Origin of the sequence: Pseudomonas sp. GZJR-8 (assembly GCF_002916705.1) — a bacterium.
In the GTDB taxonomy this organism is placed as follows: domain Bacteria; phylum Pseudomonadota; class Gammaproteobacteria; order Pseudomonadales; family Pseudomonadaceae; genus Aquipseudomonas; species Aquipseudomonas synxantha_A.
This window is the reverse complement of sequence record NZ_JXSI01000007.1, coordinates 69233-84489: the sequence shown is the minus strand read 5'-3', so window position 1 is coordinate 84489 and position 15257 is coordinate 69233. Positions and strand designations below refer to the sequence as shown.

20 protein-coding genes are annotated in these 15257 nt (G+C 59.3%); 13 read left to right on the top strand and 7 right to left on the bottom strand.

Features of this window, described 5'->3' with window-relative positions; genetic code table 11:
* Window positions 1-33: 33 nt before the first annotated feature.
* From lptB to TK42_RS15520, 5 genes are read right to left on the bottom strand one after another with little or no spacing between them, the layout of a single operon-like run.
* Window positions 34-759 carry an LPS export ABC transporter ATP-binding protein gene (lptB, locus tag TK42_RS15540; RefSeq protein ID WP_005784841.1) on the bottom strand — a complete coding sequence of 242 codons (726 nt, stop codon included), beginning with the start codon at window positions 757-759 and terminating at the stop codon, window positions 34-36.
* Entirely contained in the window at window positions 759-1292 is a 534-nt protein-coding gene (lptA, locus tag TK42_RS15535; RefSeq protein ID WP_032877782.1) for a lipopolysaccharide transport periplasmic protein LptA, read from the bottom strand. The genes lptB and lptA overlap by 1 nt, the downstream gene beginning before the upstream one ends.
* Window positions 1279-1851: an LPS export ABC transporter periplasmic protein LptC gene (lptC, locus tag TK42_RS15530; RefSeq protein WP_032877780.1), complete on the bottom strand. Its 573-nt coding sequence runs from the start codon at window positions 1849-1851 to the stop codon at window positions 1279-1281. Before lptC ends, lptA begins: the two co-directional genes overlap by 14 nt.
* Window positions 1852-1859: 8 nt before the next feature.
* A complete protein-coding gene (locus TK42_RS15525; RefSeq protein ID WP_005784847.1) occupies window positions 1860-2384 on the bottom strand; it encodes an HAD family hydrolase in 525 nt (174 codons plus the stop codon).
* Window positions 2385-3359 (bottom strand): KpsF/GutQ family sugar-phosphate isomerase, encoded by a 975-nt coding sequence (locus TK42_RS15520; protein WP_032877777.1) that lies wholly within the window; start codon window positions 3357-3359, stop codon window positions 2385-2387. It abuts the gene before it with no gap.
* 298 nt (window positions 3360-3657) lie between these two features.
* Here TK42_RS15520 and TK42_RS15515 point away from each other — a divergent pair, with 298 nt between their 5' ends.
* The 10 genes from TK42_RS15515 (at window position 3658) to hisC (ending at window position 11621) form a co-directional block, all read left to right on the top strand.
* Window positions 3658-4467: an ATP-binding cassette domain-containing protein gene (locus tag TK42_RS15515; RefSeq protein WP_005784851.1), complete on the top strand. Its 810-nt coding sequence runs from the start codon at window positions 3658-3660 to the stop codon at window positions 4465-4467.
* Window positions 4467-5264 (top strand): lipid asymmetry maintenance ABC transporter permease subunit MlaE, encoded by a 798-nt coding sequence (mlaE, locus tag TK42_RS15510; protein ID WP_005784853.1) that lies wholly within the window; start codon window positions 4467-4469, stop codon window positions 5262-5264. Before TK42_RS15515 ends, mlaE begins: the two co-directional genes overlap by 1 nt.
* Complete coding sequence (gene mlaD, locus TK42_RS15505) at window positions 5264-5731, top strand: outer membrane lipid asymmetry maintenance protein MlaD (RefSeq protein WP_005784855.1); 468 nt, start codon at window positions 5264-5266, stop codon at window positions 5729-5731. Before mlaE ends, mlaD begins: the two co-directional genes overlap by 1 nt.
* An 11-nt stretch (window positions 5732-5742) precedes the next feature.
* Complete coding sequence (locus tag TK42_RS15500; RefSeq protein WP_032877773.1) at window positions 5743-6390, top strand: phospholipid-binding protein MlaC; 648 nt, start codon at window positions 5743-5745, stop codon at window positions 6388-6390.
* The gene (locus TK42_RS15495) at window positions 6387-6692 is read left to right on the top strand and encodes a lipid asymmetry maintenance protein MlaB (protein ID WP_103734625.1); all 306 of its coding nucleotides are present in this window, start codon (window positions 6387-6389) and stop codon (window positions 6690-6692) included. The genes TK42_RS15500 and TK42_RS15495 overlap by 4 nt, the downstream gene beginning before the upstream one ends.
* 116 nt (window positions 6693-6808) lie before the next feature.
* The gene (locus TK42_RS15490; RefSeq protein WP_003188597.1) at window positions 6809-7048 is read left to right on the top strand and encodes a BolA family protein; all 240 of its coding nucleotides are present in this window, start codon (window positions 6809-6811) and stop codon (window positions 7046-7048) included.
* 23 nt (window positions 7049-7071) lie between these two features.
* Window positions 7072-8337: a UDP-N-acetylglucosamine 1-carboxyvinyltransferase gene (murA, locus tag TK42_RS15485; RefSeq protein WP_005784861.1), complete on the top strand. Its 1266-nt coding sequence runs from the start codon at window positions 7072-7074 to the stop codon at window positions 8335-8337.
* A gap of 147 nt (window positions 8338-8484) precedes the next feature.
* Window positions 8485-9120, top strand: coding sequence for an ATP phosphoribosyltransferase (gene hisG, locus TK42_RS15480; protein ID WP_003188599.1), 636 nt, complete (start codon window positions 8485-8487; stop codon window positions 9118-9120).
* 128 nt (window positions 9121-9248) lie between these two features.
* A complete protein-coding gene (gene hisD, locus TK42_RS15475; protein WP_003188601.1) occupies window positions 9249-10565 on the top strand; it encodes a histidinol dehydrogenase in 1317 nt (438 codons plus the stop codon).
* 3 nt (window positions 10566-10568) lie between these two features.
* Window positions 10569-11621, top strand: coding sequence for a histidinol-phosphate transaminase (gene hisC / locus TK42_RS15470; protein ID WP_032877769.1), 1053 nt, complete (start codon window positions 10569-10571; stop codon window positions 11619-11621).
* A gap of 130 nt (window positions 11622-11751) precedes the next feature.
* On the opposite strand, the gene TK42_RS15465 is transcribed toward hisC, so the two are convergent.
* Window positions 11752-13026, bottom strand: coding sequence for a uracil-xanthine permease family protein (locus tag TK42_RS15465; RefSeq protein WP_032877767.1), 1275 nt, complete (start codon window positions 13024-13026; stop codon window positions 11752-11754).
* A gap of 2 nt (window positions 13027-13028) precedes the next feature.
* Window positions 13029-13667, bottom strand: a complete 639-nt coding sequence (upp, locus tag TK42_RS15460; protein WP_003188608.1) for a uracil phosphoribosyltransferase — start codon at window positions 13665-13667, stop codon at window positions 13029-13031.
* A 164-nt stretch (window positions 13668-13831) separates the two neighbouring features.
* Here upp and TK42_RS15455 point away from each other — a divergent pair, with 164 nt between their 5' ends.
* The 3 genes from TK42_RS15455 (at window position 13832) to TK42_RS15445 (ending at window position 15220) form a co-directional block, all read left to right on the top strand.
* Complete coding sequence (locus TK42_RS15455; protein WP_005784869.1) at window positions 13832-14389, top strand: hypoxanthine-guanine phosphoribosyltransferase; 558 nt, start codon at window positions 13832-13834, stop codon at window positions 14387-14389.
* A gap of 3 nt (window positions 14390-14392) precedes the next feature.
* Window positions 14393-14860: a WbuC family cupin fold metalloprotein gene (locus TK42_RS15450; RefSeq protein WP_032877765.1), complete on the top strand. Its 468-nt coding sequence runs from the start codon at window positions 14393-14395 to the stop codon at window positions 14858-14860.
* Window positions 14861-14932: 72 nt separating this feature from the next.
* Window positions 14933-15220, top strand: a complete 288-nt coding sequence (locus tag TK42_RS15445) for a PA4642 family protein (protein ID WP_078820296.1) — start codon at window positions 14933-14935, stop codon at window positions 15218-15220.
* Window positions 15221-15257 lie beyond the last annotated feature (37 nt).

Below are 15257 nucleotides of genomic sequence, written 5' to 3'. Positions count from 1 at the left end.
CGCGCTCCGGCGAAAGGCGCGATACCACTCCGTCTACAGGCGGAACTCGTGACCCAGATAAACTTCCTTGACCAGTTCATTGGCCAGGATGGTCTCGGCGTCGCCTTCAGCAATCAACTGACCATCGTTGACGATATAGGCGGTTTCACAGATATCCAGCGTCTCACGGACGTTGTGGTCGGTGATCAGCACGCCAATACCCTTGGCCTTGAGGTGGTGAATGATCTGCTTGATATCGCCGACCGAAATCGGGTCAACGCCGGCAAACGGCTCATCCAGCAGGATGAACTTCGGTGCGGTGGCCAGGGCGCGGGCGATTTCCACGCGGCGGCGCTCACCACCGGACAGGCTCATGCCGAGGTTGTCGCGAATATGGTTGATGTGGAACTCCTGCAACAGGCTTTCCAGCTCTTTGCGGCGGCCGTCGCGGTCGAGTTCCTTGCGGGTCTCGAGGATCGCCATGATGTTGTCGGCTACCGACAGTTTGCGGAAGATCGACGCTTCCTGGGGCAGATAACCGATACCGGCGCGTGCACGACCGTGCATGGGCTGGTGGCTGACGTCCAGGTCGTCGATCAATACGCGACCCTGATCCGCCTGGACCAGCCCGACGATCATATAGAAACAGGTGGTCTTGCCAGCACCGTTAGGGCCGAGCAAGCCGACGATCTGGCCGCTGTCGATCGACAGGCTGACATCACGTACCACCTGGCGGCTTTTATAGGCCTTGGCCAGATGCTGGGCTTTCAGGGTTGCCATTACTGGGCCTTCTTCTTCGGCTGGATAACCATGTCAATGCGCGGACGTGGCGCGGTGACCTTGGTGCCATTGGCGCGGCCAGCAGTGGCGACCTGCTTGACGGTGTCGTAGACGATTTTCTCGCCTTCGGTCGAGTTGCCGTCGCTGCTGATCACTTTGGCGCGGTCAGTCAGTACGATGCGGTTCTGCGGCGCGTGGTACTGGATGGTTACGCCGTAGCCTTTGATCGGGCCTGGATCGGCGGCGTTTTGCTTCTGTTCGAAATAGGCAAGGTTGCCCACCGAGGTCACGACGTCGATATCGCCGGCCGGGGTGCGGGTCAGGGTGACGGTATTGCCGGTAATCTTCATCGAACCTTGAGTGATGATTACGTCGCCCTTGTAGGTCGCGACACCTTGCTTGTCATCGAGCTGCGCATCGTCAGCCGAGATGTGGATCGGTTGCTGGCTATCGTTCGGCAGAGCCCAGGCGCTCACGCTTCCCAGTGCTGCGCCCAGACCGAGCAAAATAGGGAGGGTTTTAACGAGCCTCATACTGTCCTCTTACGTTCGATAGCAGGTGTATCCTGCTTTCTTTCAAATACGCTTTCATTCCCTTGCCAGTCGATACACCGCCAGCGCCGTCGATTCTAACGTCTTGCTCGGTCTGCGCATATTGCTTCTGTGGGAATACCGTCATGCGACTGCTGGTAATGATGGTGTCGCGGTTCTGCGCGTCTGTACGTGCGACGCGTACCGAGTCGATCAGTTCAACTTCGGTGCCGTCCGAGTTCACCTCGCCACGCTTGCTGGTCACGTGCCAGGGAAATTCGGTACCGCGATACAGATTCAGGTCCGGGTTGGTCAGCAGGCTGACATCGGCTACCTTCAAGTGCTCGACCTTGTCCGATGTCATTTCATACTGCACCTTGCCGTCTGGCAGGAACTGAATGCTGTAGGCGTTGGTGGCGTAATAGTCGATAACACCTTCGTCAACCTGCGCAACAGGCTTGTCGAGAAAGCGCTCCGGGCTGATATTCCAGTAGCCCACCGCCAGGAACAGCGCGGCAATGACCCCGAATAGCAGGAAGTTGCGAATCTTTTTGCTCAGCATATAACGCTCTATAGGTAGGCGGCGTGGGCCGCTTCAAGGCTGCCCTGGGCACGCAGGATCAACTCGCAGAACTCGCGGGCAGCACCTTCGCCGCCACGGGCGGTGGTGATGCCATGGGCGTGTTCGCGCACAAACGCCGCGGCATTCGCGACCGCCATGCCCAGGCCCACCCGGCGAATCACCGGCAGGTCGGGCAGGTCGTCACCCAGATAGGCGACTTGTTCATAGCTTAGGTTGAGTTGGCCAAGAAGCTCGTCCAGCACCACCAGTTTATCCTCGCGGCCCTGATACAGGTGAGCAATTCCGAGGTTTTGTGCGCGGCGTTCCACAACCGGCGTCTTTCGACCACTGATAATCGCCGTTTGCACACCCGCCGCCATCAACATCTTGATGCCCTGGCCATCGAGCGTATTGAATGTCTTGAATTCGCTGCCGTCTTCGAGAAAGTACAGGCGGCCGTCGGTCAGCACGCCGTCTACGTCGAAAATCGCCAGCTTGATGTTTTTACCGCGTTGCAACAGATCGCTGGTCATTTACATCACTCCTGCGCGCAGCAAGTCGCCAAGGTTAAGGGCTCCGATCGGTCGATCATCGTTATCGACGACGATCAGCGCGCCGATCCGGTGGTCTTCCATGATTTTCAGCGCTTCAGCCGCGAGCATTTCAGCGCGGGCGGTCTTGCCGTGGGGTGTCATCACCGCGTCGATGGTGGCGGTGTGAATATCAATGGTGCGGTCCAGGGTACGGCGCAGATCACCGTCGGTGAATATCCCGGCCAAGCGTCCGTCGGTCTCCAGGATTGCCGTCATGCCCAGGCCCTTGCGGGTCATTTCCATCAGCGCATCCCTGAGCAGGGTACCGCGTGGAACGCTTGGCAGTTCGGCGCCCGAATGCATGACATTTTCCACTTTCAGCAGCAAGCGACGGCCGAGGGCACCGCCTGGATGGGAAAATGCGAAGTCTTCTGCAGTAAACCCACGGGCCTCCAGCAGCGCCACCGCCAGGGCATCGCCCATGACCAGTGCGGCGGTGGTGGAGGAAGTCGGTGCCAGGTTCAACGGGCAGGCCTCATGGGCCACGTGCACGTTGAGGTTGACGTCGGCGGCCTTGGCCAGGGTCGATTCCGGGTTGCCCGTGAGGCTGATCATCTGGATGCCCAGGCGCTTGATCAACGGCAACAGGGTCACGATTTCGTTGGTGGTGCCGGAATTGGACAGCGCCAGAATCACGTCATCCTTGGTGATCATGCCCATGTCGCCGTGGCTGGCTTCGGCCGGATGCACGAAAAAAGCGGTGGTCCCGGTGCTTGCCAGGGTGGCGGCGATCTTGTTGCCGATGTGGCCGGATTTACCCATGCCGACCACGACAACGCGGCCCTTGCTGGCCAGGATCATCTCGCAGGCGCGCACGAAATCCGCGTTGATATGGGCCAGCAAGCCTTCTACGGCTTCAAGCTCTAGGCGGATAGTGCGTTGTGCGGATTGAACAAGTTCGCTGGATTGGCTCATGTCTGAAATCGTATAGCCTGACGAAAAGGCGGCGATTATAGCGGTAATGATCAATTCCCTCACGTAAGTTCGTCAGGCTTTGTGCGCGAAGTTCCAGCCAATCACCTTCGGTAACGGTTATTCCCTGTCCTAAATCTGAACGAGCGCTGTTCCGGCCTTGGGGGCGCCGCACCAGCGGTGATATAGTTCGCCGCCAGTTCGGTCCGCCCAACCCATGTGCCTAATTATTGCGCATCCGTTGCAAACCAAAGTCGCACACATGGTGTCTGAGTGAAAGGCTGCATCCCAAGGAGATTAGATGAGTGCCGATAACGCCTACGCGGTCGAGCTGAAGGGCCTTACCTTCAAGCGCGGTTCGCGCAGCATCTTCAATAACGTCGATATTCGCATTCCTCGCGGCAAGGTCACGGGCATCATGGGGCCTTCCGGTTGCGGCAAGACCACCCTGTTGCGCCTGATGGGCATGCAATTGCGCCCCAGTGCCGGCGAAGTGTGGGTCAACGGCCAGAACCTGCCGACGCTGTCGCGCAGCGATCTGTTCGATGCGCGCAAGCATATGGGCGTGCTGTTCCAGAGCGGCGCGCTGTTTACCGACCTCGATGTTTTCGAAAACGTAGCGTTCCCGCTGCGGGTGCATACCCAGCTGTCCGATGAAATGATTCGTGACATTGTGTTGCTGAAGCTGCAGGCCGTTGGCCTTCGCGGTGCCATCGACTTGATGCCGGACGAACTGTCCGGCGGTATGAAGCGCCGTGTCGCCCTGGCGCGGGCCATTGCCCTCGACCCGCAGATCCTTATGTACGACGAGCCATTCGTGGGTCAGGACCCGATCGCCATGGGTGTGCTGGTGCGCCTGATCCGCCTGCTCAATGATGCATTGGGAATCACCAGCATCGTGGTGTCTCACGATCTGGCCGAAACCGCGAGCATCGCCGACTACCTGTACGTAGTGGGTGATGGCCAGGTGCTGGGGCAGGGTACGCCTGAAGAGCTGATGAACGCCGATAACCCGCGTATCCGCCAATTCATGACCGGCGATCCCGATGGCCCGGTGCCTTTTCACTTTCCGGCAGCGGACTACCGCTCAGATCTTCTGGGGAAGCGCTGATGCGCAAGACATCTCTTATCGAAAAGGTTCGCCTTTTCGGTCGCTCGGGCATCGACATCATCGAAGTCCTGGGGCGTTCGACCATTTTCCTGTTCCACGCCTTGCTGGGCCGCGGCGGCATCGGCGGCGGCTTCGGCCTGCTGCTCAAGCAGTTGCACGCAGTGGGTGTGATGTCCCTGGTGATCATTGTGGTCTCCGGGGTGTTCATCGGCATGGTGCTGGCGCTGCAGGGCTTCAACATCCTGTCCAGCTACGGCTCGGAGCAGGCGGTAGGCCAGATGGTGGCCTTGACCCTGCTGCGTGAGCTCGGCCCGGTGGTCACTGCCTTGCTGTTCGCGGGGCGCGCAGGTTCGGCGCTGACCGCCGAAATCGGCAACATGAAGTCCACCGAGCAACTGTCCAGCCTGGAAATGATCGGTGTGGACCCGCTCAAGTACATTGTTGCCCCGCGCCTGTGGGCCGGCTTTATTTCCCTGCCATTGCTGGCGATGATTTTCAGCGTGGTGGGTATCTGGGGCGGTTCGTGGGTGGCGGTTGACTGGTTGGGCGTCTATGACGGCTCCTACTGGGCCAACATGCAAAACAGCGTGACCTTCACCGGTGACGTGCTCAACGGCATCATAAAGAGCATTGTCTTTGCCTTTGTAGTGACGTGGATTGCCGTATTCCAAGGCTATGACTGCGAGCCCACCTCAGAAGGGATCAGTCGTGCCACTACCAAGACCGTTGTGTACGCCTCGCTGGCGGTACTGGGCCTTGACTTCATTTTGACCGCCTTGATGTTTGGAGATTTCTGATGCAAAACCGCACTGTGGAGATCGGTGTCGGCCTTTTCTTGCTGGCTGGCATCCTGGCTTTACTGTTGTTGGCCCTGCGAGTCAGCGGCCTGTCGGCCAGCCCCACCGCCGATACCTATAAACTTTACGCGTATTTCGACAATATCGCCGGTTTGACGGTCAGAGCCAAAGTGACCATGGCCGGCGTTACCATCGGCAAGGTCACGGCAATCGATCTGGACCGCGACAGCTTCACCGGGCGAGTGACCATGCAGGTGGACAAGAAGGTAGATAACCTGCCGACCGACTCCACGGCATCTATCCTCACTGCGGGGCTACTGGGCGAGAAATACATCGGTGTCAGCGTGGGCGGGGAAACAGCCTTGCTCAAGGATGGCTCTACAATCCACGACACACAGTCGTCGTTGGTACTTGAAGACCTGATCGGTAAATTCCTGCTCAATACGGTCAATAAAGACGCTAAATGAGGAATCTGTTCATGATCTCTACCTTGCGACGTGGCCTGCTGGTACTGCTTGCAGCGTTGCCGCTGATGGCCAATGCGGCAGGTTCTGCGCACGATTTGGTGCAGGACACGACCAGCAGGATGCTGGCCGACCTGAAGGCCAACAAAGAGCAGTACAAGCAAGACCCTTCCAGGTTCTACGAAGCACTCAACACGATTGTTGGCCCGGTGGTCGATGCCGAAGGTATTTCCAAAAGCATCATGACGGTCAAGTATTCGCGCAAGGCAACCCCGGCGCAGATGCAGACGTTCCAGGAAAACTTCAAGCGTGGTCTGTTCCAGTTTTACGGCAACGCTCTGCTGGAATACAACAACCAGGGCATCGTCGTTGACCCTGCCAGGGAGGAGTCGGGCGACCGTGCCGAGGTCGGAATGAAAGTCTCGGGCAGCAATGGCGCGATCTATCCGGTGTCCTACACCCTGACGAAAATCAACGGTGAATGGAAGCTGCGCAACGTGGTCATCAACGGCATCAACATCGGCAAGCTGTTCCGTGACCAGTTCGCCGATGCGATGCAGCGCAATGGCAATAACCTGGACAAGACCATCAATGGTTGGGCCGGTGAAGTGGCCAAGGCCAAGGAAGAAACCGACAAAGCTGCCGGGAAGCCTGCGCAATGACCGAGGCGGCTGTTCGTATCGGCGACGCCGGCGAGCTGTTGCTCAGCGGCGTGCTCGATTACCGTACCGGGCCTGACCTGCGCAAGCAGGGCCAGGCACTGATCAAGGCCAGCAATGCGCCTGCGCTGGTGGTTGACTGTTCGGCGGTGACCAAGTCCAGCAGCGTCGGTCTGTCGTTGCTGCTGTGCTTCATGCGCGATGCCGCAGCAGCAAAAAAGCCGCTCAGTATCCGTGCCTTGCCTGAAGACATGCGCGAGATTGCCGAGGTTTCCGGCCTGACCGAGCTGTTGGCACACCCTTAATACACATTTATCAGAAAAGCCCCCCCGTCAGAGTCCTGCTATGCGGGGTTCGCAGGCGCGGGGCTTTTTTGTATGATGTGCGACCCGTGCGCACTGGGCGCCGATAGAGGTTGAGCATGCAGGCCCTAGAAGTTAAGAGCTTCCTTGAAGGAAAGCTGCCGGAAACGACTGTTGAAGTTGAAGGCGAAGGCTGCAATTTCCAGCTGAACGTGATTAGCGATGAACTGGCGGCATTGAGCCCGGTCAAGCGTCAGCAGCAGATCTATGCCCATTTGAACCCATGGATCACCGATGGCAGCATCCATGCGGTCACTATGAAATTTTTCAGCCGCGCGGCCTGGGCCGAGCGCACCTGAGCCCCCAAGGCGTCGAGATTCTTATGGATAAATTGATTATTACCGGCGGTGCCCGCCTTGATGGCGAGATCCGCATTTCCGGTGCGAAAAACTCCGCCTTGCCGATCCTGGCAGCGACCCTGCTGTGCGATGGCCCGGTGACTGTAGCCAACCTGCCGCACCTGCACGACATTACCACCATGATCGAGCTGTTCGGCCGCATGGGCATTGAGCCGGTGATCGACGAGAAGCTGGCCGTCGAAATCGACCCGCGCACCATCAAGACCCTGATCGCACCGTACGAACTGGTGAAAACCATGCGTGCGTCGATCCTGGTGCTGGGCCCGATGGTTGCTCGTTTCGGCGAAGCCGAAGTGGCCTTGCCTGGCGGTTGCGCCATTGGTTCGCGTCCGGTCGACCTGCACATCCGTGGCCTTGAGGCCATGGGCGCAGTCATCGACGTCGAAGGCGGCTACATCAAGGCCAAGGCGCCGGAAGGCGGCCTGCGTGGCGCGAACTTCTTCTTTGATACCGTCAGTGTGACAGGTACCGAAAACATCATGATGGCCGCTGCCCTGGCCAAAGGCCGCAGCGTGCTGCAAAACGCCGCACGTGAGCCGGAAGTGGTCGACCTGGCCAACTTCCTCAACGCCATGGGCGCCAAAGTTTCCGGTGCTGGCACCGACACCATCACCATTGATGGTGTAGAGCGTCTGCACACCGCCACCTACAAAGTCATGCCTGACCGCATCGAGACCGGTACCTACCTGGTTGCCGCTGCCGTGACCGGTGGTCGCGTGAAGGTCAAGGACACCGATCCGACCATCCTTGAAGCCGTCCTGGAAAAACTCAAGGAAGCCGGGGCAGAGATCACCACCGGCGAAGACTGGATCGAGCTGAACATGCACGGCAAGCGGCCAAAAGCCGTCAACGTGCGTACCGCTCCATACCCGGCGTTCCCGACCGACATGCAAGCGCAGTTCATCTCCCTGAACGCGATTGCCGAAGGCACGGGTGCCGTGATCGAGACCATCTTTGAAAACCGCTTCATGCACGTGTACGAACTGCACCGCATGGGCGCCAAGATCCAGGTCGAAGGCAATACCGCCATCGTCACCGGCATCGACAAGCTCAAGGGCGCGCCAGTAATGGCTACCGACCTGCGTGCTTCCGCCAGCCTGGTGATCTCGGCACTGTGCGCCGAAGGCGACACCCTGATCGATCGCATCTACCACATAGACCGTGGCTACGAGTGCATCGAAGAAAAACTGCAGATGCTCGGCGCGAAGATCCGCCGCGTACCGGGCTAGTTCCCTGTTTGTGGCGAGGGAGCAAGCTCCCTCGCCACAGTTTGTTGTTAACTGGTTTGTTTCAAATCGAGGCTGTCATGGCCTCGATCTGTGTCTGGCACTGTTTGTGACCGGACAGCAATAGCCTGATGAAGGACTGACGTTCCCATGTTGACCATCGCACTGTCCAAGGGCCGCATCCTTGACGACACGTTGCCGCTTCTGGCTGAAGCGGGCATCGTGCCGACCGAGAATCCGGACAAGAGCCGCAAGCTGATCATCCCCACGACCCAGGACGACGTTCGCCTGCTGATCGTGCGGGCTACCGACGTGCCGACCTACGTTGAACATGGTGCCGCCGACCTCGGTGTCGCGGGTAAGGATGTGCTGATGGAATACGGTGGCCAGGGCTTGTATGAGCCACTGGACCTGCGTATCGCCCTGTGCAAGTTGATGACCGCTGGCCGTGTCGGTGATGTCGAGCCCAAGGGCCGCCTGCGGGTGGCGACCAAGTTCGTCAACGTCGCCAAGCGCTACTACGCCGAACAGGGCCGCCAGGTCGATATCATCAAGCTCTACGGCTCGATGGAGCTGGCACCGCTGATCGGCCTGGCCGACAAGATCATCGACGTGGTCGACACCGGCAACACCCTGCGCGCCAACGGTTTGGAGCCACAGGATTTCATCGCCGACATCAGCTCTCGCCTGATCGTCAACAAAGCTTCTATGAAGATGCAACACGCCCGTATCCAGGCGTTGATCGACACCCTGCGCAAGGCAGTGGAGTCTCGACACCGCGGTTGACTCACCCGCGTAGCCCAAAGGCTGCGCCCGTCTATCCGCCTCATAGCCAGAATTCTCAGGTGCCCAAGCGGAAACGACTGCTAGTTTAGGGCGCCTGAGTTTTTGCCAATTCTATTGAGGCCCTCGCTATGACCACGTCCACTGCAATTGCCCGACTCAACGCTGCCGACCCGGATTTCGCCCATCATCTGGATCATCTGCTGAGCTGGGAAAGCGTGTCCGACGATTCGGTCAACCAGCGGGTGCTCGACATTATCAAGGCCGTGCGCGAGCGCGGTGATGCGGCGCTGGTGGACTTCACCCGTCAGTTCGACGGCCTGGACGTCAAGTCGATGGCGGACCTGATCCTGCCCCGCGAGCGCCTTGAGCTGGCCCTGACGCGTATCACCGCGCCCCAGCGCGAAGCCCTGGAAGTCGCAGCGGCGCGGGTACGCAGCTACCACGAAAAGCAGAAGCAGGACTCCTGGAGCTACACCGAAGCCGATGGCACCGTACTGGGCCAGAAGGTCACGCCGTTGGACCGTGCCGGCCTTTACGTGCCGGGCGGTAAAGCCTCTTATCCGTCGTCCGTGTTAATGAACGCGATTCCGGCCAAAGTGGCGGGCGTCACTGAAGTGGTCATGGTGGTGCCGACCCCTCGTGGTGAAATCAACGAACTGGTGCTGGCTGCCGCCTGCATCGCGGGTGTCGACCGCGTGTTCACCATCGGTGGCGCCCAGGCCGTCGCGGCCTTGGCCTATGGCACCGAAAGCGTGCCGAAGGTCGACAAGGTTGTTGGCCCAGGCAACATCTACGTCGCCACCGCCAAGCGCCATGTGTTCGGCCAGGTCGGCATCGACATGATCGCCGGCCCTTCGGAAATTCTGGTGGTGTGTGACGGCCAGACCGATCCGGACTGGATCGCCATGGACCTGTTCTCCCAGGCTGAGCACGACGAAGATGCCCAGGCGATCCTGGTCAGCCCCGATGCCGAGTTCCTCGACAAGGTCGCCGCCAGCATCAATAAGCTGCTGCCGACCATGGAGCGTGCCGAAATCATCGAGAAGTCGATCAATGGCCGCGGCGCCCTGATTCTGGTGCGTGATATGGAGCAAGCCATCGAAGTGGCCAACCGCATCGCGCCGGAACACCTAGAGCTGTCCGTAGCGGATCCACAGGCCTGGTTGCCGTCGATTCGTCACGCCGGTGCGATCTTCATGGGGCGTCACACCAGCGAAGCCCTGGGCGACTACTGCGCCGGGCCTAACCACGTGTTGCCGACCTCCGGCACTGCGCGTTTTTCATCGCCGCTGGGGGTGTATGACTTCCAGAAGCGTTCGTCGATTATCTTCTGCTCGCCACAAGGTGCTTCCGAGCTGGGCAAGACTGCCTCGGTGCTGGCCCGTGGTGAATCCCTCAGCGCTCACGCACGCAGCGCTGAATACCGCATCGTCAAGGGAGAGTAAGGCATGAGCAAATTCTGGAGCCCTTTCGTCAAGGACCTTGTGCCTTACGTACCCGGTGAGCAACCGAAGCTGACCAAGCTGGTCAAGCTCAACACCAACGAAAACCCATACGGCCCATCGCCCAAGGCATTGGCAGCGATGCAGGCCGAGTTGAACGACAACTTGCGCCTGTACCCGGACCCCAACAGCGACCTGCTTAAACAGGCAGTGGCCAGGTATTACGGAATCGACGCCGGGAAGGTATTCCTGGGCAACGGTTCCGATGAAGTCCTGGCGCACATCTTTCATGGCCTGTTCCAGCACGATCTGCCGCTGCTGTTCCCGGATATCAGCTACAGCTTTTACCCCGTGTATTGCGGCCTCTACGGCATCAAGTACGACGCGCTGGCGTTGGACGAGCAGTTCCAGATTCGCGCATCTGACTATGCCAGGCCCAACGGCGGGATCATCTTCCCCAACCCTAACGCACCCACCGGCTGCGTACTGGCGCTGGATGCGGTGGAGCAGATCCTCAAGGCCAGCCCGGATTCGGTGGTGGTGGTCGACGAAGCCTACATCGACTTCGGTGGCGAAACCGCCATCAGCCTGGTGGACCGTTACCCGAACCTGCTGGTGACCCAGACCCTGTCCAAATCGCGCTCACTGGCCGGTTTGCGTGTGGGCCTGGCCGTGGGTCATCCGGACCTGATCGAGGCGCTGGAGCGGGTCAAGAACAGCTTCAACTCCTACCCGCTGGATCGCCTGGCGATTGTTGGCGCGGCGGCGGCGTTCGAAGACCGTGAATACTTCGAGCAGACCTGCCAGATGGTGATCGACAGCCGCAACAAGGTGGTCGCGCAACTGGAAGGCAAAGGGTTTGAAGTGTTGCCCTCGGCGGCGAACTTCATCTTTGCGCGCCACCCACGGCATGACGCTGCTGGATTGGCAGCCAAGTTGCGTGAGCAGGGGGTTATCGTGCGGCACTTCAAGCAGGAGCGGATTGCCCAGTTCCTGCGGATCAGTATCGGTACGCCTGAGCAGAACCAGGCGCTGGTTGATGGCCTGGGCGAGCTCTAAGCCACACTGAAAATCAAAAAAATGTGGGAGGGGGCTTGCTCCCGATAGCGGTGGATCAGTCGATTAGATGTCGACTGGCACTCCGTCATCGGGGGCAAGCCCCCTCCCACATTCTATTTTGCGGCGTTAGTTAAAGAAGCGGCTCATCCGGCTTCTTGTTCTTCCAGCCATCATTGCCCGGCAGCAGCAGGTTCAAGCCAATCGCCACCACCGCACACAGGGCAATGCCCTTGAGGCCGAAATCGTCCGGGCCGGTGCCGGTGCCGACCAGCACACCGCCAATCCCGAATACCAGGGTTACCGACACAATCACCAGGTTGCGTGCTTCACCCAGGTCGATCCTGTGGCGAATCAGCGTGTTCATCCCCACCGCGGCAATCGAGCCGAACAGCAGGCACAGAATCCCGCCCATCACTGGCACGGGGATGCTCTGCAGCAGTGCGCCGAACTTTCCGATAAACGCCAGGCTGATGGCAAACACTGCCGCCCAGGTCATGATTTTCGGGTTGTAGTTCTTGGTCAGCATCACTGCGCCGGTCACCTCGGCGTAGGTGGTGTTCGGCGGGCCGCCAAACATGCCGGCAGCCGTAGTGGCGATACCGTCACCCAGCAAGGTGCGGTGCAGGCCGGGCTTTTTCAGGTAGTCGCGACCGGTCACGCTGCCCACCGCAATCACACCGCCGATATGTTCGATCGCCGGGGCCAGGGCCACCGGGACGATAAACAGGATCGCCTGCCAGTTGAACTCCGGCGCGGTAAAGTGGGGCAGGGCGAACCACGGCGCAGCCGCGATCTTTGCGGTGTCGACCACGCCAAAATAGAACGACATGGCAAAGCCCACCAGCACGCCGGAGATGATCGGCACCAGGCGGAAAATACCTTTGCCGAACACGGCCACGATCAAGGTGGTCAGCAGCGCGGGCATCGAGATCAGCATCGCCGTCTGGTAATGGATCAACTCGGCTCCGTCGCCGGACTTGCCCATGGCCATATTGGCGGCAATCGGCGCCATGGCCAGGCCGATCGAGATGATCACCGGGCCGATGACCACCGGTGGCAGCAGTCGATCGATAAAGCCGGTGCCCTTGACCTTCACGGCCAGGCCCAGGAACGTATAGACGAAACCGGCCGCCATCACCCCACCCATGGTCGCCGCCAGGCCGAATTGGCCTTTGGCGAGGATGATCGGGGTGATAAACGCGAAGCTCGATGCCAAAAATACCGGCACCTGCCGCCCTGTCACCACCTGGAACAGCAATGTGCCCAGGCCGGCGGTGAACAGTGCGACGTTTGGATCAAGACCTGTGATCAGCGGCATCAACACCAGCGCGCCAAATGCTACGAAGAGCATCTGTGCGCCAGACAGGATCTGGCGCCAAAGCGGGTCGTTGAATTCATCCTGCATGTTCACGCGTCCTTCTGCTTGGTGCCGAAGATCTTGTCACCGGCATCGCCAAGGCCTGGGATGATGTAGCCGTGTTCATTCAAGCGCTCATCAATGGATGCGGTGTAGATCTGCACATCCGGATGGGCTTTCTCGACGGCGGCGATGCCTTCGGGCGCGGCCACCAGCACCATGGCACGGATGTCCCGGCAGCCGGCTTTTTTCAGCAGGTCGATGGTCGCGACCATGGAGCTACCGGTGGCGAGCATCGGGTCGATGATCATGGCCAGGCGCTCGTTGATTTCCGGAACGAGCTTCTCCAGGTAGGTGTGGGCCTGCAGTGTTTCTTCATTGCGGGCAACGCCCACGGCGCTGACCTTGGCGCCCGGGATCAGGCTGAGTACACCTTCGAGCATGCCGATACCGGCGCGCAGGATAGGGACGACGGTAATTTTCTTACCGGCGATTTTTTCCACTTGTACGGGACCGGCCCAACCGGGGATCTCGTAGGTTTCCAGGGGTAAATCCTTGGTGGCTTCGTAAGTCAGCAGCGCTCCGACTTCCTGAGCAAGCTCACGGAAATTCTTCGTGCTAATGTCGGCACGGCGCATAAGGCCGAGTTTGTGTCGGATCAGCGGGTGGCGGATCTCGCGAGTGGGCATGGGAAAGGCTCCGGCGGCGGGCAAAAAAACCGGCCTAGATTAATCTATCCGAGAGTGTTGTCCTATAGACATCAAGTACGTTAGTCCATAAAGGCTTGATTGGAGCGCACGAGAAGCGTACCTTCGCCCGCTTTTCTTGCCACAGCACCCCCTTGGAGAGCGCCATGTCTGCTGATCTCGAGCATATCCGTCAAATCATGCACGAGGCTGACTGCCTGTACACCGAAGCGCAGGTCGAAGCAGCAATCGCCAAGGTCGGCGAGCACATCACCCGCGAAATGGCCGACACCAACCCGGTGGTCTTTTGTGTGATGAACGGTGGCCTGATCTTCGCCGGTAAATTGCTCACCCACCTGCAATTCCCACTGGAAGCCTCTTACCTGCACGCCACCCGTTATCGCAACGAAACCAGCGGCGGCGATCTGTTCTGGAAGGCCAAGCCGGAAGTTTCGTTCATTGACCGCGATGTGCTGATCATTGATGACATCCTCGATGAAGGTCATACCCTGGGCGCGATCATCGATTTCTGCAAACATGCCGGCGCGCGCAAAGTGCATACCGCTGTGTTGATCGATAAAGACCACGACCGCAAGGCCCGCCCTGAATTGAAAGCCGATTTTGTTGGGCTGCCTTGCGTCGACCGCTATATCTTCGGGTATGGCATGGACTACAAAGGCTACTGGCGTAACGCCAATGGCATCTTTGCCGTTAAAGGAATGTAATCGATGGCCCGCTTTCTTGATCAGACCCTGTTTGCCGAATTGGCCGAGAAAGCGGCCGCCAGCCCTCGTGGCCGGTATCACCATAATTTCCATCAGATGGAAGAACCTTGCCATCGCTTGGCTGTGGCCCTGCAACCGAGCACATATGTACCGCCCCATCGTCACCTGAGTGCCGACAAGGCGGAGACCTTGCTGGTGCTTCAGGGGGCCCTGGGTCTACTGATATTCACCGAAACGGGTGAAGTGATTGCCAAGCGCGTGATGCAGGCGGGTGGTAAGTGCGCCGGTGTCGACTTGCCGCCGGGCGTATTCCATGGCCTGGTGGTGCTGGAGCCTGACACTGTGATGTTCGAATGCAAGGCCGGGCCTTATCGACCGGTGGGTGAGGGGGAGCTGGCTGATTGGGCGCCGCGAGAAGGTGATGCCGGTGTGGCTGACTACCAACGCTGGATGCTTGCCCAGTTCGATTGAGCCCCTCCCACATCCTGCGTCGCGCAGGTAGACTTCAAACCCCGTGTAAATGTCTGCAGGCTGGAGTCGGTAATGCGTAAAGATAAGAAACAGGTGATTGGCGACGAGATCGGTGACGACCAAATCAAGTTGTTCCTGGACTTCGAGCCGGTTGATGCGACTTCGCCGTCCCTGCACAAACTGATCAAGGCCTATCGCGGCCTGCGTATCGACGACTTCGAGCGTTTCCTGGGCTTTTTCCAAGAAGCAGGCCTGGACCTGGATGGCCAGGACGAGCATGGCCAGACCTTCGTTGACCTGATCAAGGACCAGCGCAACGCCGCCGAGTACATCGAGCTGATCGAAAAAGCCCGCGGCTGATTATCCGAGCCACAAAAAAACGCCCCGAGGGGCGTTT